General features: G+C 67.0%; 28 protein-coding genes and 1 pseudogene. 18 read left to right on the plus strand and 11 right to left on the minus strand.

Features of this window, described 5'->3' with window-relative positions:
• Positions 1-102 precede the first annotated feature (102 nt).
• The 5 genes from A5744_RS05500 to A5744_RS05520 all read left to right on the plus strand — a co-directional run bounded on the left by A5744_RS05500 (position 103) and on the right by A5744_RS05520 (position 4,053).
• Positions 103-522 (plus strand): lipoprotein LpqH, encoded by a 420-nt coding sequence (locus A5744_RS05500; RefSeq protein WP_076059081.1) that lies wholly within the window; start codon positions 103-105, stop codon positions 520-522.
• 82 nt (positions 523-604) lie between these two features.
• Entirely contained in the window at positions 605-1,795 is a 1,191-nt protein-coding gene (locus tag A5744_RS05505; RefSeq protein ID WP_076059083.1) for an amidohydrolase family protein, read from the plus strand.
• Positions 1,792-3,234, plus strand: coding sequence for a FadD3 family acyl-CoA ligase (locus A5744_RS05510; RefSeq protein ID WP_076059085.1), 1,443 nt, complete (start codon positions 1,792-1,794; stop codon positions 3,232-3,234). The genes A5744_RS05505 and A5744_RS05510 overlap by 4 nt, the downstream gene beginning before the upstream one ends.
• The gene (locus A5744_RS05515) at positions 3,231-3,857 is read left to right on the plus strand and encodes a fatty-acid--CoA ligase (RefSeq protein WP_139331243.1); all 627 of its coding nucleotides are present in this window, start codon (positions 3,231-3,233) and stop codon (positions 3,855-3,857) included. The genes A5744_RS05510 and A5744_RS05515 overlap by 4 nt, the downstream gene beginning before the upstream one ends.
• Positions 3,858-3,867: 10 nt before the next feature.
• Entirely contained in the window at positions 3,868-4,053 is a 186-nt protein-coding gene (locus A5744_RS05520) for a (2Fe-2S)-binding protein (RefSeq protein WP_076059088.1), read from the plus strand.
• A gap of 5 nt (positions 4,054-4,058) precedes the next feature.
• Here the strand turns inward: A5744_RS05520 and A5744_RS05525 are convergent, their stop codons facing one another.
• Positions 4,059-5,723 carry an alpha-keto acid decarboxylase family protein gene (locus tag A5744_RS05525; protein ID WP_076059090.1) on the minus strand — a complete coding sequence of 555 codons (1,665 nt, stop codon included), beginning with the start codon at positions 5,721-5,723 and terminating at the stop codon, positions 4,059-4,061.
• A gap of 65 nt (positions 5,724-5,788) precedes the next feature.
• Here A5744_RS05525 and A5744_RS05530 point away from each other — a divergent pair, with 65 nt between their 5' ends.
• From A5744_RS05530 to A5744_RS05545, 4 genes are read left to right on the plus strand one after another with little or no spacing between them, the layout of a single operon-like run.
• Positions 5,789-6,232: an SRPBCC family protein gene (locus A5744_RS05530; protein ID WP_076059092.1), complete on the plus strand. Its 444-nt coding sequence runs from the start codon at positions 5,789-5,791 to the stop codon at positions 6,230-6,232.
• 5 nt (positions 6,233-6,237) lie between these two features.
• Positions 6,238-7,317 carry a CaiB/BaiF CoA-transferase family protein gene (locus A5744_RS05535; RefSeq protein ID WP_076059094.1) on the plus strand — a complete coding sequence of 360 codons (1,080 nt, stop codon included), beginning with the start codon at positions 6,238-6,240 and terminating at the stop codon, positions 7,315-7,317.
• A 58-nt stretch (positions 7,318-7,375) separates the two neighbouring features.
• Complete coding sequence (locus tag A5744_RS05540; protein ID WP_076059095.1) at positions 7,376-7,825, plus strand: SRPBCC family protein; 450 nt, start codon at positions 7,376-7,378, stop codon at positions 7,823-7,825.
• A 2-nt stretch (positions 7,826-7,827) separates the two neighbouring features.
• Positions 7,828-8,262 (plus strand): SRPBCC family protein, encoded by a 435-nt coding sequence (locus A5744_RS05545; RefSeq protein ID WP_076059097.1) that lies wholly within the window; start codon positions 7,828-7,830, stop codon positions 8,260-8,262.
• On the opposite strand, the gene A5744_RS05550 is transcribed toward A5744_RS05545, so the two are convergent.
• Positions 8,249-9,421 carry a pyridoxal phosphate-dependent aminotransferase gene (locus tag A5744_RS05550; RefSeq protein WP_076059099.1) on the minus strand — a complete coding sequence of 391 codons (1,173 nt, stop codon included), beginning with the start codon at positions 9,419-9,421 and terminating at the stop codon, positions 8,249-8,251. The two genes, A5744_RS05545 and A5744_RS05550, sit on opposite strands and share 14 nt — an antisense overlap.
• 181 nt (positions 9,422-9,602) lie before the next feature.
• Between A5744_RS05550 and A5744_RS05555 the strand changes: the two genes are divergently transcribed.
• Together A5744_RS05555 and A5744_RS05560 are read left to right on the plus strand one after the other, a co-directional pair.
• Entirely contained in the window at positions 9,603-10,814 is a 1,212-nt protein-coding gene (locus A5744_RS05555) for an acetyl-CoA C-acetyltransferase (RefSeq protein ID WP_076059100.1), read from the plus strand.
• Positions 10,815-10,818: 4 nt separating this feature from the next.
• Positions 10,819-12,963 (plus strand): 3-hydroxyacyl-CoA dehydrogenase NAD-binding domain-containing protein, encoded by a 2,145-nt coding sequence (locus tag A5744_RS05560; RefSeq protein WP_076059102.1) that lies wholly within the window; start codon positions 10,819-10,821, stop codon positions 12,961-12,963.
• A gap of 78 nt (positions 12,964-13,041) precedes the next feature.
• On the opposite strand, the gene A5744_RS05565 is transcribed toward A5744_RS05560, so the two are convergent.
• From A5744_RS05565 to A5744_RS05580, 4 genes are all read right to left on the minus strand, one after another.
• A complete protein-coding gene (locus A5744_RS05565) occupies positions 13,042-13,641 on the minus strand; it encodes a class I SAM-dependent methyltransferase (RefSeq protein WP_076059103.1) in 600 nt (199 codons plus the stop codon).
• Between the two features lie 77 nt (positions 13,642-13,718).
• Positions 13,719-14,363, minus strand: coding sequence for a class I SAM-dependent methyltransferase (locus A5744_RS05570; protein ID WP_083679205.1), 645 nt, complete (start codon positions 14,361-14,363; stop codon positions 13,719-13,721).
• 15 nt (positions 14,364-14,378) lie between these two features.
• Positions 14,379-15,245, minus strand: a complete 867-nt coding sequence (locus A5744_RS05575; RefSeq protein ID WP_076059105.1) for an LLM class F420-dependent oxidoreductase — start codon at positions 15,243-15,245, stop codon at positions 14,379-14,381.
• Complete coding sequence (locus A5744_RS05580; RefSeq protein WP_076059106.1) at positions 15,214-16,467, minus strand: FAD-dependent monooxygenase; 1,254 nt, start codon at positions 16,465-16,467, stop codon at positions 15,214-15,216. Before A5744_RS05580 ends, A5744_RS05575 begins: the two co-directional genes overlap by 32 nt.
• Before the next feature lie 77 nt (positions 16,468-16,544).
• Between A5744_RS05580 and A5744_RS05585 the strand changes: the two genes are divergently transcribed.
• Complete coding sequence (locus tag A5744_RS05585) at positions 16,545-17,534, plus strand: LLM class F420-dependent oxidoreductase (RefSeq protein WP_076059108.1); 990 nt, start codon at positions 16,545-16,547, stop codon at positions 17,532-17,534.
• Here the strand turns inward: A5744_RS05585 and A5744_RS05590 are convergent.
• Positions 17,531-17,824: an antibiotic biosynthesis monooxygenase gene (locus A5744_RS05590; RefSeq protein WP_076059109.1), complete on the minus strand. Its 294-nt coding sequence runs from the start codon at positions 17,822-17,824 to the stop codon at positions 17,531-17,533. The two genes, A5744_RS05585 and A5744_RS05590, sit on opposite strands and share 4 nt — an antisense overlap.
• 315 nt (positions 17,825-18,139) lie before the next feature.
• Between A5744_RS05590 and A5744_RS05595 the strand changes: the two genes are divergently transcribed.
• On the plus strand, positions 18,140-18,553 hold the full coding sequence (locus tag A5744_RS05595; RefSeq protein ID WP_076059111.1) for an OB-fold domain-containing protein: 414 nt from the start codon (positions 18,140-18,142) through the stop codon (positions 18,551-18,553).
• 61 nt (positions 18,554-18,614) lie between these two features.
• Positions 18,615-19,760 carry a thiolase family protein gene (locus A5744_RS05600; RefSeq protein ID WP_076059113.1) on the plus strand — a complete coding sequence of 382 codons (1,146 nt, stop codon included), beginning with the start codon at positions 18,615-18,617 and terminating at the stop codon, positions 19,758-19,760.
• Positions 19,761-19,793: 33 nt separating this feature from the next.
• On the opposite strand, the gene A5744_RS05605 is transcribed toward A5744_RS05600, so the two are convergent.
• From A5744_RS05605 to A5744_RS05615, 3 genes are all read right to left on the minus strand, one after another.
• On the minus strand, positions 19,794-20,537 hold the full coding sequence (locus tag A5744_RS05605) for an SDR family oxidoreductase (protein ID WP_076059114.1): 744 nt from the start codon (positions 20,535-20,537) through the stop codon (positions 19,794-19,796).
• A gap of 115 nt (positions 20,538-20,652) precedes the next feature.
• Positions 20,653-22,302, minus strand: coding sequence for a DNA repair helicase XPB (locus tag A5744_RS05610; RefSeq protein ID WP_076059116.1), 1,650 nt, complete (start codon positions 22,300-22,302; stop codon positions 20,653-20,655).
• 12 nt (positions 22,303-22,314) lie between these two features.
• Entirely contained in the window at positions 22,315-24,564 is a 2,250-nt protein-coding gene (locus A5744_RS05615; RefSeq protein ID WP_076059118.1) for a helicase-associated domain-containing protein, read from the minus strand.
• A 114-nt stretch (positions 24,565-24,678) separates the two neighbouring features.
• Here A5744_RS05615 and A5744_RS05620 point away from each other — a divergent pair, with 114 nt between their 5' ends.
• From A5744_RS05620 to A5744_RS05635, 4 genes are read left to right on the plus strand one after another with little or no spacing between them, the layout of a single operon-like run.
• On the plus strand, positions 24,679-24,879 hold the full coding sequence (locus A5744_RS05620) for a hypothetical protein (RefSeq protein ID WP_076122466.1): 201 nt from the start codon (positions 24,679-24,681) through the stop codon (positions 24,877-24,879).
• 9 nt (positions 24,880-24,888) lie between these two features.
• On the plus strand, positions 24,889-25,383 hold the full coding sequence (moaC, locus tag A5744_RS05625) for a cyclic pyranopterin monophosphate synthase MoaC (RefSeq protein WP_076059121.1): 495 nt from the start codon (positions 24,889-24,891) through the stop codon (positions 25,381-25,383).
• The gene (locus A5744_RS05630; protein ID WP_076059123.1) at positions 25,383-25,865 is read left to right on the plus strand and encodes a MogA/MoaB family molybdenum cofactor biosynthesis protein; all 483 of its coding nucleotides are present in this window, start codon (positions 25,383-25,385) and stop codon (positions 25,863-25,865) included. The genes moaC and A5744_RS05630 overlap by 1 nt, the downstream gene beginning before the upstream one ends.
• On the plus strand, positions 25,862-26,287 hold the full coding sequence (locus A5744_RS05635) for a molybdenum cofactor biosynthesis protein MoaE (RefSeq protein WP_076059125.1): 426 nt from the start codon (positions 25,862-25,864) through the stop codon (positions 26,285-26,287). Before A5744_RS05630 ends, A5744_RS05635 begins: the two co-directional genes overlap by 4 nt.
• An 18-nt stretch (positions 26,288-26,305) precedes the next feature.
• Here the strand turns inward: A5744_RS05635 and A5744_RS24595 are convergent.
• A pseudogene (locus tag A5744_RS24595) lies at positions 26,306-26,642 on the minus strand (Resuscitation-promoting factor RpfA); the annotation flags it as partial.

The following is a 26,642-nucleotide window of genomic DNA, read 5'->3' on the forward strand; positions in this document are numbered from 1 at the left end:
CGCTCCCTGGCCAATACGGCCGATATTGGCGTTCTCTTATCGGGAGAATAACATCATCGCAAGGGCCGAGAACTTTCCGCGACGAGGCTGTGAGGTGGCGCAATGGTCAACCGAATCGCGGCGGCCGGTATGGCGCTCGCTGTCGCCGTCCTGGGTGGCTGCACCCCACGGCCGCAAACCCCGCTCGGCGGCACCGCATCGGTGACCGTCAACGGAAACGATGCAAAATTCCAGATCGTGAAGTGCACCCAGATGCAGTGGTATCGGACGATCGACATCGGCGGCAATTTCGCCGGGGCCACCGTCGCCGTTGACGAGCGTGCGGCATCAGCGACTACCGAGTCCGTCCAGATCCGCAATTTGGGCGGCTTCACCGGAAGGTACTCCCACGGCGACGGGGAGGACGCCCAGACCAGCCTGAGCAACGGCAAGCTCACGGTCTCCGGTACGGCCCACGGCTCCAAGGCCGACAACCCGAACGAACCGGCAACCGCCACGTTCAAAATCACTGTCACCTGCTGATCGCATGCGCTTGGACGGGGTGCACGTTGCGGTCGGGGCTGGGTAGAGAATACTATTCTCTCAAATTAAGAAGGAGGATTCCATGGGCCAGTTGTCGCACCGGGAGGACGTCCCGTTTCCGATCTTCGACGCGGACAACCATCTCTACGAGCCGCCCGAGGCGCTGACTAAGTTCCTGCCGAAGCAGTACAAGGACTTCGTGCAGTACGTGCAGGTCAATGGGCGGACCAAGATCGCGATCCGCGGCCACATCAGCAACTACATTCCCAACCCGACGTTCGAGGTCGTCGCCCGGCCGGGTGCCTGGGAGGAGTATTTCAAGTTCGGCAACCCGGACGGCAAAACCAAGCGCGAGCTGTTCGGCGAGCCGATGCGCGCGATCCCGGCCTTCTTCGAACCCGGCCCGCGGCTGGAGAAAATGAACGAGCTCGGGCTGGACCGCACGTTGATGTTTCCGACGCTGGCCAGCCTGCTCGAGGAACGCCTGCGCGACGACCCGGTCGCCATCCACGTCCTGATCCATGCCCTGAATGAATGGCTCGACGAGGTCTGGGGCTTCAACTACCAGAACCGGATCTTCACCACCCCGGTCATCACGCTGCCGATCGTCGAGAAGGCGATTGAGGAGCTGGAATGGGCGGTCAAGCGCGGGGCGCGCTGCATCCTGATCCGCCCGGCTCCCGTCCCCGGCTTCCGTGGCCCGCGGTCATTCGCGGTGCCCGAGTTCGACCCGTTCTGGGAGCGGGTCGTCGAGCACGACGTGCTGGTCGGCATGCACTCCAGCGACAGCGGTTACTCCCGCTACACGTCCGAGTGGGACGGCGCCGAACAGGAGATGCTGCCGTTCCAAACCAATGCGATGGGCATCCTCAACGAGTGGCGGCCGATCCAGGACGCGGTCGGCTCCTGGGTCATTCACGGCGCGCTCTACCGCCACCCGAAGCTGAAAGTCGCGATCGTCGAGGCCGGTTCGAAGTGGATGACCCCGCTATTGGACGGCCTGGCCGAGGTCTTCCGGAAGGCCCCGGAAGTCTTCCCGAGCGACCCAGTCGAGATGGTCAAGAACCGCATCCATGTCAGCCCGTTCTTCGAGGACGGCATCGATGATCTGGTCAACCTCGTCGGCGTGGACCGGGTGCTGTACGGCTCGGACTGGCCGCACCCCGAAGGGCTGGCTGAGCCGACCTTCTACGTCAACGCGTTGTCACACCTTCCCGTCGAGGATCAGGCAAAGATCATGGGCGGCAACCTCGGTCGGCTCGTCACGGTGTGACGCCGGCCGACCCCGCTTGGCGGACCATCCCCGAGATGGTCTTGAGCGCGGCGGACCGTTTCGGCGACGCGGAAGCGATTGTCGACGGTCCGCTGCGCTTGACCTTCACCGAGGTAGTCGAGCGAATCCGTTGTGCCGCAGGCGTGTTCGCCGAGCTTGGGGTAGGGAAGGGTGACCGGGTCGCCATCTGGGCACCCAACTCGGCCGAGTGGATAATCGCCGCCTTTGGGCTGCTCACCGCGGGCGGCGTGCTGGTGCCGGTCAACACCCGGTTCAAGGCCGAAGAAGCGGGCGACATCATCGGCCGCAGCGGGGCGAACGCCGTCCTCGTGCAGAAGGGATTTCTGGACCAGGACTACACCGCACCGGCCGGTATACCGGTCATCGACTTAAAGTCCGACTTCCTCTCCGGCGGTAGGCCGTTCGAGCGCGCGGTGAGCGGGACCGACATCGCCGACGTCATCTTCACGTCCGGCACCACCGGCCGCCCCAAGGGCGCAATGATGAACCATCAGCAGACACTGCGCATGTACGAGGAATGGGCGACGCTCGCGGATCTGCGCGAAGGCGATCGGTATCTGCAGATCAACCCGTACTTCCACACATTCGGCTTGAAAGCGGGACTCATCGCGTCATTCCTGCGTGGCGCAACGATGGTGCCGGTCGCAGTGTTCGACGTCGAGGCCGTAGTGAACCTCATTGAACGCGAACGCATCACGATGCTGCCCGGCCCGCCGACGCTCTACCACTCGTTGCTGACGGTCGACGACAAGGGCAAGCTGGCGTCGTTGCGGGCGGGCGTCACGGGCGCCGCCGACATCCCCGTCGAGCTGGTTCGTCGCATCCATGGCGAATTGCCCTTCCAGACGTTGATGACCGGCTATGGGCTGACCGAGGCCGGCAACGTCACCCTGTCGCGGCCCGGCGACTCGTTCGAGGATGTCGCGACCACCGCGGGCCTGCCCTGCGAGGGAGTCGAGGTGCGCATCGCCGACGACGGCGAGGTGTTGGTTCGCGGCTACGGCGTCATGCAGGGCTACCTCGGGGAGCCCGAGGCCACCGCGCAGGCGATCGACGACGAGGGCTGGCTGCACACCGGGGACCTGGGCAACTTCGGCGACACGGGCCGCCTTCGCGTGGTGGGCCGCAAGAAGGACATGTTCATCGTGGGTGGGTTCAACGCCTATCCGGCGGAGATCGAGGGATTCCTGCTCGAGCACCCGGCGGTGGCGCAGGCCGCCGTGATCGGCGTCCCCGACGATCGCCTCGGACAGGTGGGTAGGGCTTTCGTCGTGGCAAAAACTACAGTGTCCGAAGACGACCTGATCGCGTGGTGCCGAGAGCGGATGGCGGGATTCAAAGCGCCGAGATCCATCAAGTTCCTCGACGCGCTGCCGCTCAACGCCACGGGGAAAGTGATGAAGGACCAACTCCATTGACTACCGGCGATATTCACTCGATGGTGATCGCATCGGACTACCGGATCCCGGACCCGACCAAGGTTTGGCCGCTGCTCGAGCGGAACAAGGCGGCACTCTCCGATATCGGAGCACACCACGTCCTGGTGTACACGTCCACGCACGACCACGGCCGCGTGCTGGTCATGATCGGGGTGCACAGCCGTGAGCCCATCGTGGAATTGCTGCGCTCGCGCGTCTTCTTCGATTGGTTCGATGCCGCCGGCGTCGAAGATATCCCCGCCGTCTTCGCCGGCGAGATCGTCGACAGGTTTGTGCCGGCGGACCCGCCGGCAACCGGGGCGCCCGGCGTCGTGGTGGCCGCCATCGCGTCCGTCGACGACGTGTCGACCCTGACCGCGGGGTTCCGTTCGGCGATGGACGGGCTCACCGTGGCCGGCGTCCGAAAGGCCTGGGTCTTCCAGGCTTTCGACGACAAACACGAGGTCCTGATCCTGTCGGAGTTTCCCGACGAGGACAGCGCGCGGCGTTGGATCGACCATCCCGACGCCCCGGCGCAATGGATGTCGGGCGTGGGCGTCGGCGCCCATCCGCCGCTGTTCGTCGGCCGGCTTTTTGACACGATGCGCATCGAGGCGGACTGAGCTCGCCGGTATGTTCGTGTGCCTGTGTAACGGAGTCACCAGCCAGACGGTGGGCGACGCCGTCGCGGCCGGGGCGTCGACGACCAAGGACGTCGCCCAGGCGTGCGGAGCGGGTGCCGACTGCGGGCGCTGCCGGCGGACGGTCCAGGCGATGCTGCGATCGTCGGCGCCGGACCGAAAGGCGCCGTCGGTTTAGTCATTTCAGCGGCGCCGGGTGCCGTCCGGTGACATGGGCCCGACGAGTTGAGCGAGCAGCGGCGGGATTTCGAGCCGCGGCAACACCACCTCGACGAACACCATGCGGTCGCGCTGCTGAGCGGCGACGTTGAACGCGTCGTCGAGCTCACCGTAGGTCTGCGCCCGGAACGCCAGGTGGTCGACCGCGCCCAGCGCGTTGGGGACATCGGTCCACTTCCAGCTGACGATGTCGTTGTAGGGTGCGGTCTCGCCGTGAATCGCCCGTTCGACGGTGTAACCGTCGTTGTTGACCACCACGATGACCGGCGACAACCCCTCGCGGGAGAAGGTGCCGAGTTCCTGGATGGTCAGTTGCGCGGCCCCGTCGCCGATCAGCAATACGGTCCGACGGTCCGGATGCGCCACCGCCGCCCCGACCGCGGCGGGCAGCGTGTAACCGATTGAGCCCCAAAGCGGTTGACCGATGAAGGTGACACCCTGCGGGAGCCGGTGATCCGCCATGCCGTAGAACGACGTGCCCTGATCGGCGAGGACCACGTTTCCCGGTGTGAGCGCCACGCACAGGCGATCCCACACCATCTTCTGGGTCAACGGTTGATCGCGCGGTGGCGGTGGCGGTAGCGGTTCGGCCGGCGGCGATGCCACCGGCGGTGAGGTGATTCCGCGTCGGGCGAGGATCGTAGCCAGGGCCTCCAGCGCGGCGCCCATCTCCAGCGGTGCGAAAACCTCGCCTGCCACACTGCTTTGGTACTGCCCGACGTCGATGGTGCGGGCCGGGTCGATGCGCTGGCTGAAGAAGCCGCTGACCATGTCGGTGAACACCACGCCGGCCGTCACCAGCACCGGCGCCTCTTCGATCGCCGCGCGCACCCATTCGGCGCTGGCCGCACCCGCGTAGATGCCCAGGAAGTTGGGCGAGCTCTCGTCGAGCAGACTCTTTCCCCACATCAACGTCGCGTGCGGCACCACGTCCGCGGCCAGCAGTGCCTCGAGCTCCTTGACCGCCTGCAGCCGGTGCACCAGCAGGTCGGCGAGCACGGTGAGCCGATGGTCGCCGATGAGGCCGGTCGCGGCCTCGACGAACATGGCCAGCGCGCGCGGGCTGGTGCCTCCGGAGTAGCGGGGCAACGGCGCCTCGGGCGGCTCGGTGGGGAAGCGGGCCACGTCGGTGGACAGCAGGATGTACCCGGGCCGCTTCTGTTCACGCACCTCGGACAGCACCCGGTCGATCTCCCTGCACGCGGTGGCCGGCATGAGATTGGCTTGGGCGCAAGTGATTTCCCGGCTGATCCGGAAGAAGTGCTCGAAATCCCCATCGCCGAGCGAATGATGCAGCGCCCGCCGGGCGCCCTGGGCGTCTTTTGAGGGACCGCCGACGATGTGAACGACCGGCACGTGCTCGGCGTAGCTGCCCGCGATCGCGTTGGCCGCCGAGAGTTCACCCACGCCGAATGTCGTTACCAGGGCTGACATTCCACGCAACCGGTCGTATCCGTCGGCGGCGTAGCCGGCGTTCAGCTCGTTGGCGCTGCCGACCCATCGAATGGCCGGATGGGCGACGATGTGGTCGAGGAATTCCAGGTTGTAGTCGCCGGGAACGCCGAAGATCTCGGAGACGCCGAGCTCGGCGAGGCGGTCCAGGAGATAGTCGCCGACGGTGTAGGTCACGACGACGACGGTACGCCCGGTCGAAACCCTCCCGGCCGGACGCCTATTGGCCTATCGTGCGGGCCATGGCGATCAATGAAACCCGCGACATTGTCATCGAAGCCAGCCCCGAGGAGATTCTCGACGTCATCGCCGATTTCGAATCGCTGCCCGAGTGGTCGGAGCCCCACCAGAGTTCCGAAGTGCTCGAGAGGGGCGAGGACGGCCGGCCCAGCAAGGTCAAGATGAAAGTCAAAGCCGCCGGCATCACCGACGAGCAAGTGGTGGCCTACACGTGGAGCGAGAACAAGGTGAGCTGGACGCTGGTCAGCTCCGGCCAACAGCGTTCGCAGGACGCGTCCTACACGTTGATACCCGAGGGCGACAAGACGAAAGTCAAATTCGAGATCAGCGTCGACCCGGTGGTACCGCTGCCCGGCTTCGTGTTGAAGCGTGCCGTCAAAGGGACGATCGACACCGGCACCAAGGGCCTGCGCGACCGCGTGCTCAAGGTCAAGAAGGGTAAGTAGCCACCGTGACCGGCGGGGGACCGTTGGCCGGGGTGAGAGTCATCGAACTCGGCGGCATCGGACCGGGGCCGCACGCGGGGATGGTGCTCGCGGATCTGGGCGCCGACGTGGTGCGGGTCCGCCGACCCGGCGGACTCACGATGCCGCCCGAGGACCGCGACCTGCTGCACCGCGGGAAGCGGATCGTCGACCTGGACGTCAAGACGCACCCCGGCACGCTGCTGGAGCTGGCCGCGAAGGCCGACGTGCTGCTGGACTGTTTCCGGCCCGGCACTTGCGAACGATTGGGCATCGGCCCCGACGACTGCGCGGCGGTCAATCCGCGACTGATCTACGCGCGGATCACCGGCTGGGGACAGGACGGGCCGCTGGCCGCGACGGCCGGCCACGATATCAACTATCTGTCGCAGACCGGTGCGCTGTCGGCGCTCGGTTATGCCGACCGGCCGCCGATGCCGCCGCTGAATCTGGTCGCCGACTTCGGCGGCGGCTCGATGCTGGTGCTGCTGGGCATCGCGGTGGCGCTGTATGAGCGGGAACGGTCGGGCAAGGGACAGGTCGTCGACGCCGCGATGGTCGACGGGGTTAGCCTGCTCGCGCAGATGATGTGGACGATGAAGTCCACCGGTGCGCTGCGCGACCGGCGCGAGTCGTTCCTGCTCGACGGCGGCGCCCCGTTCTACCGCTGCTACGAGACAGCCGACGGCAAGTACATGGCCGTCGGTGCCATCGAGCCGCAATTCTTCGCGGCGCTGCTGGCCGGGCTGGGCCTGACCGAAGACGAGGTGCCCGGCCAGCTCGACATCGGGTCATACCCACGGATGTACGACGTCCTCGCGCAACGGTTCGCCAGCCGGACCCGCGACGAGTGGACCGAGGTTTTCGCCGGCACCGATGCGTGCGTCACCCCGGTACTGACGTGGAGCGAAGCCGCGACCAACGAGCATTTGAACGCACGCTCGACGGTGATCACGGCCCATGGAGTCGAACAGGCCGCACCCGCGCCGCGGTTTTCCCGAACGCCGGCCGGGCCGGTGGGGCCGCCGCCGGCGACCACGACACCGATTGCCGAAATCGGCTGGTAGCTAAATAATCACGCCGAACATCAGCCGCGGATAGGTCGCCGGGGTTAGGTTGTTATCAGTGGCAGTAAAAGCATCACGGGAATTCGTCGTTGATGCGCCGCCAGAAGTGGTCATGGAGGCGCTGACAGATGTCGGCGTCCTTTCATCGTGGTCGCCACTCCACAAACAAATCGAAGTGATCGACCGTTATCCCGACGGTCGGCCGCATCATGTCAAGGCCACGATCAAGATCTTGGGGCTCGTCGATAGAGAGATCCTGGAATACCACTGGGGCCCCGATTGGGTCGTCTACGACGCCAAGGGGACCGCCCAGCAGCATGGCCAGCACGTCGAGTACAACCTGAAACCCGAGGGTGTCGACAAGACGCGGGTGCGTTTCGACCTCACGGTCGAACCGGCGGGGCCGATCCCCGGTTTCGTCGTCAAGCGGGCGGCCGAAAACGTCCTCAACGCCTCGGTGAAGGGGCTGACCGATCTGGTCAGGGGCGGCCGCGATTCGGGTGATTAGCGATGGCCGTACAAGCGTCGGCGGAAATCGTCATCAACGCGCCCCCGGAGGTCATCATCGACGCGCTCGCCGACATGGACACGGTGCCGTCGTGGTCCGCGGTGCACAAGAAGGCCGAAGTGGTCGACACCTATCCCGACGGCCGTCCGCACCACGTGAAGGTCACGATCCGGGTGATGGGCATCGTCGACACGCAGTTTCTCGAGTACCACTGGGGGCGGGACTGGATGGTGTGGGACGCCAAAAAGACCATCCACCAGCATGGTCAGCACGGCGAGTACAACCTGACCCGTGAGGGCGACGACAGGACCCGCGTGCGATTCGGCATCACCGTCGAACCGTCGGCACCGTTGCCCGAGTTCCTGATCAACCGGGCCCGCAAGAAGATCCTGCACGCCGCGCTGGAAGGACTGCGCTGGCGAGTTATGGGTGGTTGAGCGCGGCCAGGCGCCGGATCGCTTCGTCGAGGGTGTCGGCGCGTTTGCAGAAGGTGAAGCGCACCAGGTGATTCCACACGTCAAGGTGCGGGGCGGCGGGATCGCAGAATGCCGACATCGGGATGGCGGCCACGCCTACCTTCTCCGGTAGTGCCGCGCAGAAGGCCGTGCTGTCGTCGTAACCGAGCGGGCGCGGATCGGCGCACAGGAAATAGGTGCCGCCGCTGTCGTGCACTTCGAAGCCGATCTCGCTCAGACCGGACGCCAGCCGGTCTCGTCGGGCCTGCAGCGAGCTTCGAAGCTCGGCCACCCACGCGTCTTCGGTATCCAGCGCGAGGGCCACGGCGGGCTGTAACGGCGCCCCGCCGACGTAGCTCAGATATTGTTTGGCCGCGCGAACCCCGGCGATGAGTTCGGCTGGGCCGCATGCCCATCCGATCTTCCAGCCGGTGCAGTTGAACATCTTGGCGGCGCTGGAGATGGTGATGGTGCGCTCGGCCATGCCGCCGAACCCGGCCAGTGGCAGGTGGCGGCGGTTGTCGAAGACCAGGTGCTCGTAGACCTCGTCGGTGATCACCAAAAGATCTGCCGCCACCGCGATCTCGGCGACTGCCGCCAGCTCGGCCTCGCTCAGCACCGCACCGGTCGGGTTGTGCGGCGAGTTGATGATCAGCGCGCGGGTCCTGGGCGTCAGGGCCCGCCGCAGCGCGTCGGTGTCAAGCGCGAAGCCGCGGCCGTCGGGGACCAGCGGCACGGCCAGCCGGTGCGCGCCGGCCATCGCGACCACCGGGGAGTAGGAGTCATAGAACGGTTCGATGAGCAGTACTTCGGAGCCCGGCTCGACCAGCCCGAGCACCGCCGCCGCGATGGCCTCGGTGGCGCCGACGGTCACCAGCACCTCGGTGTCGGGGTCGTATTCAACGCCGAAGTGCCGCTTGCGGTGGGCGGCGATCGCGTGGCGCAGCGGCGCGATGCCTATTCCGGGCGGGTATTGGTTGGCGCCCTCGGCGATGGCGTCTTGCGCGGCCTTCAGCAACGCGGGGGGTCCGTCCTCGTCGGGAAAGCCCTGACCGAGGTTCACCGCGCCGATCCGCGCGGCCAGCGCCGACATTTCGGCGAACACCGTGGTGGCGTAGGGCCGCAGGCGCGACACCGTCATGGTGGTCGAGCCTAGCTTCAGCCTCGATCGTGACTGCAGCGTCACGTTCGGCGGCCATCGTGACTGCAGCGTCACGTTCGGCGTCTGACCAGCGAATCTTGCCCAACCAACAGGTTGGCCGGGCACCCTGTTAGGGTGCTGGGTACGGATCCGAACCCCCATTTGTGAAGAGGAAGCCGACATGTCCGAAGAAGCCTTCGTCTACGAGGCCATCCGCACCCCGCGCGGTAAGCAGAAAAACGGGTCGCTGAACGAGGTCAAGCCGCTGAGCCTGGTGGTTGGGCTGATCGACGAACTGCGCAGGCGCTTTCCCGACCTGGACGAGAACCTGATCAGCGACGTCATCCTCGGCGTGGTTTCGCCGGTCGGTGACCAGGGCGGTGACATCGCCCGGGCCGCGGTGCTGGCCGCCGGCATGCCCGACACCGTCGGTGGCGTGCAGCTCAACCGGTTCTGCGCCTCGGGTCTCGAGGCGGTGAACACCGCCGCGCAGAAGGTGCGGTCCGGCTGGGACGACCTGGTGCTGGCCGGCGGCGTCGAGTCGATGAGCCGGGTGCCGATGGGCTCCGACGGCGGAGCGATGGCGCTGGACCCGGCCACCAACTACGACGTCGGCTTCGTCCCGCAGGGTATCGGCGCCGACCTGATCGCCACCATCGAGGGCTTCTCCCGTGATGACGTCGACGCCTATGCGCTGCGCAGCCAGGAGAAGGCCGCCGCGGCGTGGTCGGGCGGCTACTTCGCCAAGTCCGTGGTGCCGGTGCGCGACCAGAACGGCCTGCTGATCCTCGACCACGACGAGCACATGCGACCCGACACCACCAAGGAGGGCCTGGGCAAGCTGAAGCCCGCCTTCGAGGGCCTCGCCGCACTCGGCGGGTTCGACGACGTGGCGCTGCAGAAGTACCACTGGATCGAGAAGATCGATCACGTGCACACGGGCGGCAACAGCTCGGGCATCGTCGACGGCGCCGCGCTGGTGCTCATCGGCTCCGAAGCGGCCGGCAAGTCGCAGGGCCTGACCCCGCGCGCCCGCATCGTGGCCACCGCCACCACCGGGGCCGAGCCCACGATCATGCTGACCGGACCGACGCCGGCCACCCGCAAGGTGCTCGACCGGGCGGGCCTGACCATCGACGACATCGACCTGTTCGAGCTCAACGAGGCGTTCGCCTCCGTGGTGCTGAAGTTCCAGAAGGACCTCAACATCCCCGACGAAAAGCTCAACGTCAACGGCGGCGCCATCGCCATGGGCCACCCGCTGGGCGCCACCGGCGCGATGATCCTGGGCACGATGGTCGACGAGCTCGAGCGCCGCAACGCCCGGCGCGCATTGGTCACGCTGTGCATCGGTGGCGGCATGGGTGTCGCGACGATCATCGAGAGGGTTTAAGTACATGGCCGACAACACAATCCAGTGGGATAAGGACGCCGACGGCATCGTCACGCTGACCATGGACGACCCGTCCGGGTCCGCCAACGTGATGAACGAGGCCTACATCGAGTCGATGGGCAAGGCCGTGGATCGCCTTGTCGCCGAGAAGGATTCGATCACCGGCGTCGTGATCACCAGCGGCAAGAAGACCTTCTTCGCCGGCGGGGACGTCAAGACCATGATCCAGGCGACGCCCGAGGACGCCGGTGACGTCTTCGACACCGTCGAGACGGTCAAGAAGCAGCTGCGCACCCTGGAGACGCTGGGCAAGCCGGTCGTGGCGGCCATCAACGGGGCCGCCCTCGGCGGTGGGCTGGAGATCGCGCTGGCGTGTCATCACCGCATCGCCGCCGACGTCAAGGGCAGCCAGATCGGCCTGCCCGAAGCGACATTGGGCCTGTTGCCCGGCGGCGGCGGGGTGACCCGCACCGTGCGGATGTTCGGCATTCAGACCGCGTTCGTGAGCATTCTGGCGCAGGGCACGCGGTTCAAGCCGGCCAAGGCCAAGGAGATCGGTCTGGTCGACGAGTTGTTGCCGACGGTCGAGGAGCTGGTGCCTGCCGCCAAGGCGTGGATCAAGGCCAACCCCGACGCGCACGAGCAGCCGTGGGACAAGAAGGGCTACAAGATGCCCGGCGGCTCTCCGTCGTCGCCGTCGCTCGCAGCCATTCTGCCGTCGTTCCCGTCGAACTTGCGCAAGCAGCTCAAGGGCGCCCCGATGCCCGCGCCGCGGGCCATCCTGGCCGCCGCGGTCGAGGGCGCGCAGGTCGACTTCGACACCGCAAGCCGCATCGAGAGCCGCTACTTCGCGTCGCTCGTCACCGGCCAGGTCGCCAAGAACATGATTCAGGCGTTCTTCTTCGACCTGCAGCACATCAACTCCGGCGGGTCGCGGCCCGACGGCATCGGCAAGACACCGATCAAGAAGATCGGTGTGCTGGGCGCCGGGATGATGGGCGCCGGCATCGCCTACGTCTCGGCCAAGGCCGGTTTCGACGTGGTGCTCAAGGATGTCAGCTTCGAGGCCGCCCAGAAGGGCAAGGGCTACTCCGAGAAGCTGGAAGCCAAGGCGCTGGAGCGGGGCCGCACCACCGAGGAGAAGTCCAAGGCACTCCTGGACCGCATCACCCCGACGGGCGACGCGGCCGACCTCGCGGGCGTCGACTTCGTGGTCGAGGCGGTGTTCGAGAACCAGGAACTCAAGCACAAGGTGTTCCAGGAGATCGAGGACATCGTCGAGCCCAACGCGCTGCTGGGATCCAACACCTCCACCTTGCCGATCACCGGCCTCGCGACCGGCGTCAAGCGGCAGGAGGACTTCATCGGGATCCACTTCTTCTCGCCGGTGGACAAGATGCCGCTGGTCGAAATCATCAAGGGCGAGAAGACATCCGACGAAGCGCTGGCCCGGGTGTTCGACTACACGCTGGCCATCGGCAAGACGCCGATCGTCGTCAACGACAGCCGCGGCTTCTTCACCTCACGCGTCATCGGCACCTTCGTCAACGAGGCGCTGGCGATGCTGGGCGAGGGCGTCGAGCCGGCCAGCGTCGAGCAGGCCGGCTCGCAAGCCGGTTACCCGGCGCCGCCGCTGCAGTTGTCCGACGAGCTCAACCTGGAGCTGATGCACAAGATCGCCGTCGCCACCCGCAAGGGTGTCGAGGACGCCGGCGGCACCTACCAGCCGCACCCGGCCGAGGCCGTCGTCGAGAAGATGATCGAGATCGGCCGCCCGTCGCGGTTGAAGGGTGCCGGCTTCTACGAATACGTCGACGGCAAGCGCACCGGCCTGTGGCCGGGCCTGCGGGAGACGTTCAAGTCCGGCTCGTCGCAGCCTCCACTGCAGGACATGATCGATCGGATGCTGTTCGCCGAGGCGCTGGAAACGCAGAAGTGCCTCGACGAGGGCGTGCTGACGTCGACGGCCGACGCCAACATCGGTTCGATCATGGGCATCGGCTTCCCGCCGTGGACGGGCGGTAGCGCGCAGTTCATCAACGGCTACTCCGGTCCGGCCGGCACGGGCAAGGATGCCTTCGTAGCCCGCGCCCGTGAGTTGGCGGCGAAGTACGGCGACCGCTTCCTGCCGCCGGACTCGTTGACGTAGTTTCTGCCGCGAGCAGACGCAGAATCGCATTGCGCGGGACCTCCGCGTGCGATTTTGCGTCTGCTCGCACTCGGAGGTTCAGGCGCGGCGCTGAAACAGGTAGTACCGCGTCGGGGTTTCGCGGTCGAGCTCCCGCTCGTCGCCGGTGGACAACAGCGTCCAGGCCGGGGTGAATCGCCGTTCCATCTCGGCGGGCTCGATGCCGCGGACGCCGAACCTGCCGCCGGGACGGAATGCCACGATCAGTAGCCGCGCGTCGGGCGCCGCCACGGCGCTGACCTCCCGGACGTACGCGTCGCGATCCGCGTCGCTCATGTTGTGCAGGCAGCCGTTGTCGACGATCAGCTCGAAGTTCGCGCCGACGCCTTCCTGACTCAGGTGCGTGACGTCGGCGCGGACAAAGTCGACCGAAGCGTCGGCGGCGCCGGCCTTGGCGCGAGCCTTGTCGAGCGCCTTCGTGACAAAGTCCACCGCGGTGATTTTCCAGCCGCGTTGAGCGAGGTAGATCGACGTGTCTCCGGTGCCGCATCCCAGTTCCAGCGCCCGTCCCGCGGGCAGCGCGGGCGTGTCGGGAGTTCCCTCAATCAGCCCCCGCAGGCTCTGCGCGAGCGGATGCCCGTCCCAGGGGGTGAAGCCGATCCGGTAGAAGATGCGAAACAGGGTTTGTTTGGAGGCCATACCGCCACGGTACGCATTGGCGCCGGCTAGAGCCCCGTCGTCCTTGCAGTCCGCGGCGGTTGACCATCCAGCAACGATTAGCCGGTGAGCTGCAGCAGGTAGCAGCGAACCGCGAATCGGTTGCGAATAAACGCAACTGGAGTGTGGCGATAGCCGGCGTCGTTGGCAAACACCATCTTTTCACCCGCTGACGACAGCAGTGTCCATCCAGGTGTAAATCTGCGTTCGACCTCGGACCCATCGAGTCCCAGAAGTCTGATGGGGCCACCGGGTGGCGCGGCGACGATCACTAGTCGTGCGCCGGGGGCGGCGGCCGCCGTGATCTCTTTGACGTAGAGATTACGGTCTTCGTCGCTCATGCCGTGGAGACAGCCGTTGTCGACGATTAAGTCAAACTTCGCATCGATGCCGGCTTGGCTCAAATGCGTGACATCGGCCTCGACGAATTTGACCGGTACGCCGGCAGTGCGAGACTTGGCGCGGGCCTTCTCGAGGGCCTTTGCCACGAAGTCAACGCCCGTGACGTTCCAGCCGTGCTGAGCAAGGTAGATCGAGGAATCTCCGGTGCCGCACCCGACATCAAGGGCCGATCCCGCTGCCAGCGCGGGGTTGTCGTGGCTTCCTTCGATCAGATCCCGCAGGCTCTGCGCGATCGCGTGCCCGTCCCAGGGGGTGAAGCCGATCCGGTAGAAGATGCGAAACAGGGTTTGTTTGGAGGCCATACCGCCACGGTATGCCTAATCCTCCTTGCAGGCCGCGGCAATTCGACGCCATTGCTCGCGCGGGAACGCCGTCGGGTCAGCGGTTAGGACCTGGACGCAGACGTGGTCGGCGCCGGCCGAACGATGCTCGGCGACCCGGCGCATGATCGCGTCCTCGTCGCCCCAGGCGATGATCGAATCGAAGAGCCGATCGCTGACCTGTGCCAAGTCGTCGTCCGAGAACCCACTGCGCAGCAGGTTATTGGCGTAGTTCGGCAACGCCAAATATGCACGCAGCCAATCGGTTCCGATGGCGCGCGCCTCCTCGGCCGTATCGCACAAGATCGCGGTCTGCTCCGGCAACAGCAACGGTCCTTCGCCCAATGCCGCACGGGCGGCGGCGGTGTGCTCCGGGGTGACGAGGTAGGGGTGGGCGCCGCGGGCGCGGCTCGCGGACAACGCCAGCATTTTGGGGCCCAGCGCGGCCAGGACCCGCGATTCGGCGGGCACCGGTGACGGCGCGGCATCCAGCCCGTCCAGGAACGACGCCGTCGCCGCCAGCGGTTTGCGGTAGCGCCCGGGCTGGCCGGCGTCGACGAGCGGCGCGTGGCTGACCCCGATCCCCAGCAGGAACCGCTCCCCATGCTCGCCTGTCAACGCCGCATAGGAATCGGCGACATCACCGGCCGAGTGCATCCAGAGATTGAGGATCCCGGTGGCGATCACCGTGCGTTTGGTCGAGGCGAGCAGGTGACCCACCGCGTCGAACACCGGGCCGCCCACGTCCGGTATCCACAGCGCCGTAAAGCCCAGCTCATCCAATTCGGCTGCTGCATCGGCGGATTCGGCTTGGTCGCCGTAGCGAAGCTGACTACTCCATACCCCGACACCGGTGAGTTCCATCGGTCGTCATCCCTCTCGCAGCACTTCCCGCGTAGTCTTCGTACTGCATCGAGTCGTAGAGCCGCACGCCCTTGGCATTCAACCTTGCGAGCGCCTTGGTGAGCCCCGCGGGCATTATCGAGATCAGCTGGGCTCCCCGGGTGAGCGCCCACACCCCGGCGGCGGAGCCGGGGACCAGGCTCTTGGCCACGGTGCGCGCAAACGCACGGCTGCGGCGCACCGGGTCGATCATCTGCCGTTCGTAGGCCGCGAACGCCTGCGCGTAGTCCCCGTTGGCTTGCGCGAGTTCACCGGCGAGCACGTAGGCGCCCAGCACCGCGATGCTGGTGCTGCCGCCGACCGCGGGCCCCGGGCAGTACCCGGCGTCGCCCACCAGCGTGACCCGTCCGCGCGACCAGCTGTCCAGCGTCAACTGGGTGATCGAGTCGAAGTAGAACGTCGGTGCGCGGTCGAGCTCCTCGAGCCACCCGTCCACCGTCGCATGCATCCCGGCAAATCCAGCGCGGAGTAACTCCTTCTGCCGCAAGGCATCTCGGTAGTCATATTCGAGTTCTTCCTTGCTGCGAAACATGAACAACACTCGCGCGTCGTCCAATGGTTGCGCGGTGTAGATTCCGGCGAGACGGCCGACGCCGACGTGGACGACCATCTCTTTCTCGCGCGCAAGGGTTTTCGGCGCCGAGAGCACTGCCAGGTACCCGCCGAGAAATTGCGTCCGTCCCGCGTCCTCCCCGAAGACCAGGCGCCGCACGTTCGAGTGCAGCCCGTCGGCGCCGATCACGACGTCATACCTGCGGGGTGGCGCGTGCTCGAAAATTACCTCACCGTCGGGGGAGATGGCCGTGATCGAGTCGCCGAACAGGTACTCGACCCGGTCGCGGCCGGCGTCGTAGTACGCCTCGCTCAGGTCATCTCGCATGATCTCGACGTGACGATCGGATGCGGCGCCGACAGCCTTGGTGATGTCCACGCGGACGGGCCGCCTCGCGCCCTCCCGATAAATCGTCCCGGTGTCGGTGCCGGTGGCCAGCGCCTCGATTCTCGGCAGCACACCCATCTTCTCCGAGATCTCCATGGCCGGGCGGAACAGATCGACGGCGTGGCCGCCGGTCTTGCGCAATGCGGGCGCGCGCTCGACGACGGTGACGTCGAACCCGTATCGGGTGAGCCAGTAGGCGAGCACGGGGCCCGAGATGCTGGCGCCGGAGATCAGAATTTGCATGGCGACCTCCCTGGAGCCTCTCCAGGTTAAGTAATCGCTCATCGTTGCACAGCGCGGCGGGGCTAGAGTGCCTTGCTATGCGTTTCGGTCTCTTCATCCCACAGGGCTGGCGAATGGATTTGGTCGGCATCGAACCCGAAAAACACTGGGCGGTGATGCGGGACCTGGCCACCTACGCCGACGACAGCGCATGGGATTCGCTGTGGGTCTACGACCACTTCCACACCGTGCCGATGCCGACGGGTGAAGCCACCCACGAGGCGTGGTCGCTGATGGCGGCATACGCGGCGAGCACGTCGCGGATCAAGCTCGGCCAGATGTGCACGGCGATGAGCTACCGCAACCCCGTCTATTTGGCCAAGGTGGCCGCGACGGTCGACATCGTCTCCGGAGGCCGGATCCAGATGGGAATCGGCGGCGGCTGGTACGAACACGAATGGCGCGCTTACGGTTACGGCTTTCCGTCGGCCGGGGTGCGGTTGGGTCGGCTGGACGAAGGCGTGCAGATCATGCGCGACGCCTGGCGCGACGGCAAGGTCAGCTTCGACGGGCAGCATTATCAAGTCGACGGTGCCATCGTGGCCCCGAAACCATTGCAGCCCAACGGCATTCCGCTCTGGATCGCCGGCGCTGGCGAGAAGGTGACTCTACGCATAGCCGCGAAATACGCGCAGTACACCAACTTCTCGCCGGAACCCGCGGCCTTCGCCCACAAGTCGGAGGTGCTGGCGCAGCATTGCCGCACGCAGGGCACGGAGTTCGACGCCATCGTGCGCTCGGCGAACTTCACCGCGCTGCTCGGAACGTCCGACGCCGACGTCAAAGACCGGCTGCGGCGAGTGCGCGACCGCATGGTCGACTATGTGCCCGAATCGGCGGCCGACGCGATGCTTGCCGGTGGCAGCGGACCGGATTCGGCGACCGGCACACCGGAGCAGGTGATCGAGCGGATCGCGAAGGTCCGCGACCTGGGCTGTGAGTATGCGATCTGCTATTTCCCGGAGGCGGCGTATGACCGCTCCGGCATCGAGCTTTTCGAGCGCGAAGTCATTCCCGCGCTGAGCTAGACGTCGGATGTGACGTACCGCGTTTTGACCGGAGGCGAGGCCAGCAGGGGAGGCAGCTCGGTCAGTTTTCCCTCGCCGGCACGAAAGCTGCGATAGGCCTCGTCGTGCTCGACGGTGTCCCAGAGTTCGTAGACGATCCAGTGGGCTTCGTCGTTCTCGTCGACGAGCACATCGGTGCGGAGATTCCCCTCGAACGCCCGGGTGTCGCGCAGCGCCCGGCCCATCACGTCGCGCGCCGCGGGCACCGCTTCCGGATTGAACCTGAGTTCGAGCAGCACCGTGACCGGCATGTCGTCTCCTTTGTATTGCGACCGGGGATCCCAAGATAACCGGCGCCGTACCGCGGCGAGCCACGCGGCGCGGCGATTGTCCTATCGGCCTCACCGGCCACATGGGTATCAGGAGGAGACCACGACCCGATCTATGAAAGCGATAGCGCGGGCGATATCGCTTTGGGGAGGTGCTTGTTGGTCGACCCGCGTCGCCGGCCCGCGACGGGCGCACCAGATGAGAACGAGATTTCCACTTTTATCGAATGCTGTTGTACCTTTCAGGGAGCGCATTATTGTGTGGCGGACTGCGGATGATCACTGGAGGATTCCTCGATGCAGAAGGCACTCGCCCCTGACATCTCCACCTGGCCCGACGAGAGCCCGCAGCTGATCGGCAGCCGCTGCGGCAGCTGCGGTGCCACCACGTTTCCCGTGCAGCAGTGGTGTCCGCGCTGTAGCGGCGGTGAGATGAGCGAGCTGTTGTTGCCGCGCCGCGGAACGCTGGTGGCGTGGACGACCCAGGGCTTCCCGCCAGGGGCTCCTTACGCCGGCCCGACCGGTGACGATTTCGTGCCGTTCGGTGTGGGCCTGGTCCAGCTCGGCGACGTGATCCGCGTGGAGGGCCGGCTGACCGAGAACGACCCGGCCAAGTTGCAGTTCGGCCAGGAGGTCGAGCTCACCATGGTGCCGTTCACCACCGATGCCGACGGCGACGAGATCGTCACGTTCGCGTTCCGGCCGGTCTAGTGGCGATCGCGAGCGCGGTGAAGCGGGGTCGCCACAATCTGTCTGAGGGAAGGAGCCTGAGATGACTAACGACGTGGCCATCATCGGCGTGGGCCTGCATCCATTCGGCAGGCATGACAAGACCGCGATGCAGATGGGCGCCGAGGCCATCCAGTCGGCGCTGAGCGATGCCGGCGTGGACTGGAAGGACATCCAGTTCGGCTTCGGCGGCAGCCACGAGGTGTCCAACCCCGACGCGGTGACGCGGCTGGTCGGGCTCACCGGCATCACGTTCACCAACGTCTTCAACGCCTGCGCCACCGCGGCCAGCGCCATTCAGCAGACCGCCGACACCATCCGCCTGGGCAAGTACGACCTGGGCATCGCCATCGGTTTGGACAAGCATCCGCGCGGCGCCTTCACCGACGACCCCGCCAAGCTGGCGCTGCCGCAGTGGTACGCGCAGAACGGGCAGTTCGTCACCACCAAGTTCTTCGGCATGAAGGCCAACAAGTACATCCACGACCACAACATCTCCCAGGCCACGCTGGCCAAGGTGGCCGCCAAGAATTTCCGCAACGGCGCGTTGAACCCGAATGCCTTCCGCCGCAAGGCGATTCCCGAGGACGAGATTCTCAATTCGACGGTGCTGAACTACCCGTTGACGCAGTACATGTTCTGCGCGCCCGACGAGGGCGCCGCCGCGGTGATCATGTGCCGCGCCGACATGGCCCACAAGTTCACCGACAAGCCGGTGTACGTGCGAGCCTGCGAGATCCGCACCCGCCGGTACGGCGCGTATGAGGTGCACGCCACGTCGGCGCCGTTGGACGAGGATGCGTCGCCGACGGTGTATGCGGCCAAGGCCGCCTACGACGCCGCCGGCATCGGGCCTGAGGATGTCGACATCGCCCAGCTGCAGGACACCGACGCCGGTGCCGAGGTGATCCACATGGCCGAGACGGGGCTATGCGCCGACGGTGAGCAGGAGAAGCTGGTGGCCGACGGCGCCACCGAGATCCACGGCTCGATCCCGGTCAACACCGACGGTGGGCTGATCGCCAACGGTGAGCCGATCGGCGCGTCGGGGCTGCGGCAGATGCACGAGCTGGTGCGTCAGCTGCGCGGCGAGGCGGGCGAGCGCCAGGTGCCCGGCAATCCGCGCGTCGGCCTGGCCCAGGTGTACGGCGCGCCGGGCACCGCGTCGGCGACCATCCTGTCGCTCTAAATCGCCGGGCCTGAAACTGGTGAATGTCGAGCGTCAGAGGAAACTTCCGCCGCCGTTCACCGCTAGTGTCTGCCCGGTGAGGAAACCGTTGCCGATCATCATGAGGACCGCCTGACCGATCTCGTCGGGTGTGCCGATGCGGCCGACCGGCAGACGGTCCGCGACACCCGATTCCTTCAGCGGCACAGCCATTTCTGTGTCGATTAGTCCGGGCGCTATCGCATTGACGGTGATCCCATCGGCGGCAAGGCGCGCCGCATAGCCGCGGGTAAGGCCCTCCAGACCCGCCTTGGACGCGTTGTAATGCACACCGATGTTTCCCGCGCCGCGAGCGGCGACGGACGAGACGTTCACGATCCGTCCCCAGCCTCGCTGCCGCATCCCCTGGACTACCGCCTGGATGCACAGGAACGCCGACTTCAAATTGACCGTCAGCGTCTGGTCGAAGTCCTCTTCGGTGATGTCGTCCACACCGCGGATGGTGGCGATACCGGCGTTGTTCACCAGCACGTCGATCGGACCGAGCTCCGATCCGACCTGCCCGGCCATCGCCTCCACTTCGGATTGCATGGCCACGTCCGCCCGCACCGAGATCGCCCTGCCTCCGGCCCGTTCGATCTCGGCAACCGTTGCGGCTGCCTCGTCCTGCCGATTGCGGTAGTTGACGGCAACCGCCGCCCCAGCCCGGGCCAGTGCCTGCGCGATGCCCCGACCGATTCCCCGGGATCCGCCGGTGACCAAAGCGACACGGTTGCTGAGCGCGATACGTTCGTCCATGACACCGAAGGTAAGCCTTGCAGTGCGCGGTCGGCCAGGCGTCCCCCGCGTATCCGCCGTCGGCGTTTCGCAGTGCGTACACGTTCAGCGCAGCGAATGCTACCGGTTCACAACCCTAAATCGCCGGGCCCAGTAGGTCGTCCGCGTCGCGGATGATGTAGCCGTAGCCCTGCTCTGCCAAGAAGCGCTGCCGGTGTGCGGCGTACTCGGCGTCCAGGCTGTCGCGCGCGACCACGGAATAGAACATGGCGCCACCGCCATCGTGCTTGGGTCGCAGCAATCGGCCCAGCCGCTGGGCTTCCTCTTGGCGGGAGCCGAAGGTTCCCGAAACCTGTACCGCCACAGAGGCTTCGGGCAAGTCGATGGAAAAGTTGGCGACCTTGGACACCACCAGCGTGGGCACCTCGCCACGGCGGAACGCATCGAACAGCTCCTCGCGCTCGCGGGTCCTCGTCGACCCCTGGATGACCGGAGCGTTCAGCTCGGCCCCAAGCTCGTCGAGCTGATCGAGGTAGGCGCCGATCACCAGGGTCTGCTCGTCGGGGTGCTTTTCCAGAATCGATTTGACCACAGCGATTTTGGTGTGCACCGTCGAGCACAACCGGTAGCGTTCCTCGGGTTCGGCGGTGGCGTACATCATTCGTTCGTTGTCGGTCATGGTGACGCGCACTTCGACACACTCCGCCGGCGCGATCCAGCCCTGCGCCTCGATGTCCTTCCACGGCGCGTCATAGCGTTTCGGGCCGATCAGGGAGAAGACGTCGCCCTCGCGGCCGTCCTCGCGGATCAACGTGGCGGTCAGGCCCAGCCGCCGCTTGGACTGCAGATCGGCGGTCATCCGGAACACCGGTGCCGGCAACAGATGCACCTCGTCGTAGATGATCAGTCCCCAGTCACGGCTGTCGAAGAGCTCGAGATGGCGGTATTCGCCCTTGGTGCGGCGGGTGATCATCTGATACGTCGAGATGGTGACGGGCCGGATTTCCTTGCGTTCCCCGGAGTATTCGCCGATCTCGTCCTCGGTGAGCGAGGTGCGCGCCACCAGTTCCCGTTTCCATTGCCGGGCGGCGACGATGTTGGTGACCAGGATGAGCGTCGTCGCACTGGCTTTCGCCATCGCGGCCGCGCCGACCAGCGTCTTGCCGGCACCGCAGGGTAGTACGACTACGCCCGAACCGCCCGACCAGAACGAGTCCGCGGCCATCTGCTGGTAGTCGCGCAGGTGCCAGTCGTCCTGGTGCAGGCTGATCGGATGCGCCTCGCCATCGACGTAGCCGGCGAGATCTTCCGCGGGCCAACCGATCTTGAGCAGCATCTGCTTGACCCGGCCGCGCTCGCTGCCGTGGACGACGACGGTGTCGTCATCGATGCGCGCGCCGAGCATAGGTGCGATCTTCTTGTTGCGGAGCACTTCCTCGAGCACCGCGCGGTCAAGGCTGACCAGGGTCAGGCCGTGGGCGGGGTTCTTGACCAATTGCAGCCGGCCGTAGCGGGCCATGGTGTCGACGATGTCGACCAGCAGCGGCTGGGGCACCGCGTAGCGCGAGTAGCTGACCAGCGCGTCGACGACCTGCTCGGCGTCGTGGCCGGCCGCGCGGGCGTTCCACAGCGCCAGTGGCGTGATGCGGTAAGTGTGCACGTGCTCGGGCGCCCGCTCCAGCTCGGCGAACGGCGCGATAGCGGCACGCGCGGCCCCGGCCAGCTCGTGGTCCACCTCGAGCAGCACCGTCTTGTCGGACTGCACGATCAACGGCCCGTCAGTCATAGAACCCATTATTCAGTCGCCTGCCGACACCACCGACGTGATGCGGTGAACGGCGAAGTCCCGCAGCCGCCCGGAGGCCGAGTCGAAGGCCACCAGCTGCCCGCCGCGGACGGTGATCGGCGACACCACCCGCTGGGTGGCGACGCCCGCGGCGTCGAGGTAGCCGATCACCAGCGTGTCCTGATCCCTCGCCGCGCGCTGCAACAGCGACATCGTGACCGCGGGATCGACGCGGATGTTGCCGAACGGCGCGGCGGTCACCTTGCGCAGCACCGAGACGACCGCGTTCAGCGTCTCGCCGCTGGGGCGCGGCGGTGGGCGATAGGGGCGACGGTGCTGCGGCGTGGGCACCCGGGCCCCGCGGGGTCGCACGTCGACGATGGCGCCGGAGGAATCTTCGGCCGCCGGGGCGAAACCCGCGGACCGGAGGGCACCGAGCACGTCGGCGATCGGTGCGGGCGACACGGCCACCGTCGGGGCCAGGGCACGCAGCTGTAGATCGTCGGCGGCCGCTACGGCCTGGGCCAGCAGGGCTGGGTCTTCACAGCGCACGAACGACGCGGCCATGCCGATTCGAAGCTGCCCGTGTCTGCGCGCAACATCGTCGATGAGGTATGTGAGTCCTTGTGGCACTGCCGTTTTGGAGTGCCTGGCGAAGAACGCGTGCATCTGGTCGCGGGTTTTGCCGATGTCGAGCGCGTGCCGGATCGATTGCTCGCTGATCCGGTACACCATCGCCGCGCCGGCCGATTCGACGGTGGCAACGGCCGCCAGTTCCTCGGCGAGATCGCGTTGCAGCGGTCCGGGCACCACGACGGTCAGGTCGGCCTGTACGAAAAAGTGGTCGATCGGCTTGGGCAGCGCCAGCGTCATCGCATCGATCGCGACGGCCGGATCGACGGCTTCGTCGAGTAGCGCGCGGGCGGGGGTGCTGATCGCCCCACGACCGATCAGGCCCAGCGCATGGCCTTCGTTCAGCAGGTCGGCGACCGGTCCGGGCTGCAGGCGTCTCGCCCAGCGCGGGCGCCGCCAGATCAGCGCCCCCGACGCCGCCGCGGCGTCGACGCCGGCACCGTGGGGCAGCTCGGAGAGCATTCCCAGCAACAGCCGGCGATCCAATTGGGCAGCCGTCGAGTACAGCGAATCCGTCAGGGCGCCATACGGTTTCGCGTCCGGGCCGCGGGTGCCGATCAACGCCGGCCGCCCCGGCAGGTCGAGCCATGTGCTGGCCAGCAGGTGCCAGCGCTCAGCGGTGGACATCGCGCTGAACCGGTTGGTGGCCACCGTCGGCGCCCAATAGGGGCCGTCGCCCTGGGCGGGCTCCGGATCGGGCATTCCGCTCGCGATCAATCCGGCCGCGGCCGCGACTTCCAAGATCAGGCCCAATCGCGTCTCGTCGATGCCGGTCGTCTTGGCCAGGCGTTTGACGTCGCGGACTCCCATTCCGCCGCTGCGCAGCTCGGGAACCGGTGTGCTACCGAGGTTTTCGAGCAGCACGTCGAGTTCGCGCAGCAGGTCGATGAGGGCCCCGGCCGCCGCCGCATCGGCGTCCTCGGGCGTGGTCGTCGACACCACCGGGTCCGGGGCGGTCAGATGCATCGGGCCGGGCTGCTCGCCGCGGAGCACCTGTCCGACGTGGCGGGGCAGGATCACCGTCTCGGCATCGATTCGGCGCAGCAGTCCCTTCGCCAACAGCTGCGGCACCGGGCGATCCGCTGGAGCGCCGGGCGCGGCGTCGCGGGTGCGCCCCATCGGAGACCCCTGCAGCAGTTTCTCCAGCACCTCCAGCTGTGCTTTGTCGAGCCCGGTGATGAGGCCGGCAATCTCGTCGCCGGTGCGCGCGGTGTCCTCGAGCGTCACCTGGCCCGCGTGCCACGGCAATGCCGTGCCCGCGTCGGCGGCCACCCGGACGGCGGCGTCGCCCCACACCAGGGCGCGCTGCCGGAGATCGTCGAGTGCGCCCATCACGTCGGCTTCCGGAGCGCGGTCGCCGATCAGCGCCAGCAGCTTTGCGATCGGCACGGGTGCCGTCTCGGCCTGCAGCACCAGCAGGGCGTCGAGCACGGCCAGCCGCAGGAAGTCGAGCTCGTCGGTGGCAGCCTTGACCGACTGCCGGGCCACGGCGCGCGCCGCCAGCGCGGCGATGCTGCCGGGTGGCGGCTGGGCGAGGTCCGGCCGTAGTTCCAGCAGTCGGATGAGCCGCTCGTCGGGCAAGTCGGCCAGCCAGGACCCCAGCGGGATGTCCGGGGTGTTGTCGGTCATTGCTGACCAGCGTAAAGCAGCGGCCGGACCCCCGCGGCGACGGCGAGGACGCCGGAATCGGGTGCCCGCGGGCTTGCGTCACGCCCGCCGGTGCGACCTGTCAGAATGGACCGCGTGGCTGACATTGCTGAGGACAACGCGGGCAAGACCCGGTACGTCGACAACGGCTGGCCGACGACGGACCCGGATGACCACGCGGTGAGCGAACTGGCAACCGATCGGACGGGCGCGTTGTCCCCTTTCGGTGACCTGACGTTCCCGCTGCCCTCCGACGACCTGCCGTACGTTCACCCGGTCACCGTCGTCAACCGGTAGCCCGCCAGCATGGCTGCGGCATCCGGGGCATCCCGACCGGGCTCGCTCTCGCACCTGGATGAGCGGGGGGCGGCGCACATGGTCGATGTCACCGAGAAGGGCGCGACCAAGCGCACCGCCGTGGCCGCGGGTGTGTTGCGGACCTCGGCGCATGTCGTGTCGCTGATCTCGACCGGCGGCCTTCCCAAGGGTGATGCGCTGGCCACCGCGCGGGTGGCGAGCATTCTGGCAGCAAAGCGAACCAGCGACCTGATTCCGCTGTGCCACCAGCTCGCGCTAACGGGCGTCGACGTGGATTTCACCGTCGGTGAGTCCGACATCGAGATCACGGCGACGGTGCGCAGCACCGACCGTACCGGTGTCGAGATGGAGGCGCTGACCGCGGTGAGTGTGGCCGGGCTTACGCTCTACGACATGATCAAAGCGGTTGACCCGTCCGCTCGCATCGACGACATTCGGGTCCTCCGCAAAGAGGGCGGCAAAAGCGGAAATTGGACACGATGATGGGCGCGCGATCCGCACGAGTGATCATTGCTTCGACCCGAGCCTCGGCCGGTGCGTACGACGATCGGTGCGGGCCGATCATTGCCGAATGGCTTGGGGAACACGGGTTTTCGTCTGCGGAACCGGAGGTCGTCGCCGACGGCAACCCGGTCGGTGATGCGCTGCGCGCCGCGGTGGATGATGGCGTCGACGTCATCATCACCTCGGGTGGCACCGGCATCTCACCCAGCGATTCCACCCCGGACCAGACCGTGGCCGTGCTGGACTACATGATCCCCGGATTGGCTGACGCCATCCGCCGCTCCGGGCTGCCGAAAGTGCCGACGTCGATGCTGTCGCGCGGAGTGTGCGGCGTGGCGGGCCGCACGCTGATCGTCAACCTGCCCGGCTCACCCGGCGGGGTGAAAGACGGCCTCGGCGTGCTCGCCGATGTCCTCGACCACGCCCTCGACCAGCTCGCAGGCAAAGATCACGAGCGATGACGCTCGTCGTGCGCGCCGCCATGACCGAGCAACCCATCTGTCTGGCCGAGCATGAAGAGCTGGTGGGCCACCAGTCGGCGGGGGCCATCGTCGGGTTCGTCGGGATGATTCGCGACCACGACGGTGGACGCAGGGTGGTGCGGCTGGAGTATTCCGCGCACCCGTCGGCCGCGGAGGTCATCGCCGAGGTGGTGGCGGAGGTCGCCGAGCAGTCCAGCGGTGTGCGCGCCGTCGCGGCCAGCCACCGGATCGGCGCGCTGCACATCGGCGAGGCGGCGTTGGTGGCCGCGGTCGCCGCCGACCACCGGCAGGCGGCGTTTGCGACCTGCGCCCAACTGGTGGACACCATCAAGGCGCGGCTACCGGTGTGGAAGCACCAGTTCTTCGACGACGGAACCGACGAATGGGTCGGCTCCGCCTAGATCGAGGGGCCTAGACCCTCAGCGAGTCCCGGGCGGCTGCGCGATCGCGTCCAGCGCGTCGTTGCCGTGGATGTCGTGGCCCTGGATCGCTTGCCACAGCTGCCTGGTGTAGCCGACTTGCGAGACATGTTGCGGGTCAACGGAAGCGGTGTTGAGGTCACCTGGCGCCGGCGGCGCGGGTGGCACCGCGTCGGCCGGAGGCGCGGGCGGTAGCGCGTCGGCCGGGGGTGCCGGCGGTAGCGCGTCGGCCGGGGGTGCCGGCGGTAGCGCGTCGGCGGGAGGCGCGGGCGGCGCCAGGTCCGCGGGAGGCGCCGGCGGCACATCCGGGGGCGGGGCCGGCTGGTCGAAAGAGGCC

This window comes from Mycobacterium sp. IS-1264, from assembly GCF_001954195.1.
Classification (GTDB): domain Bacteria; phylum Actinomycetota; class Actinomycetes; order Mycobacteriales; family Mycobacteriaceae; genus Mycobacterium.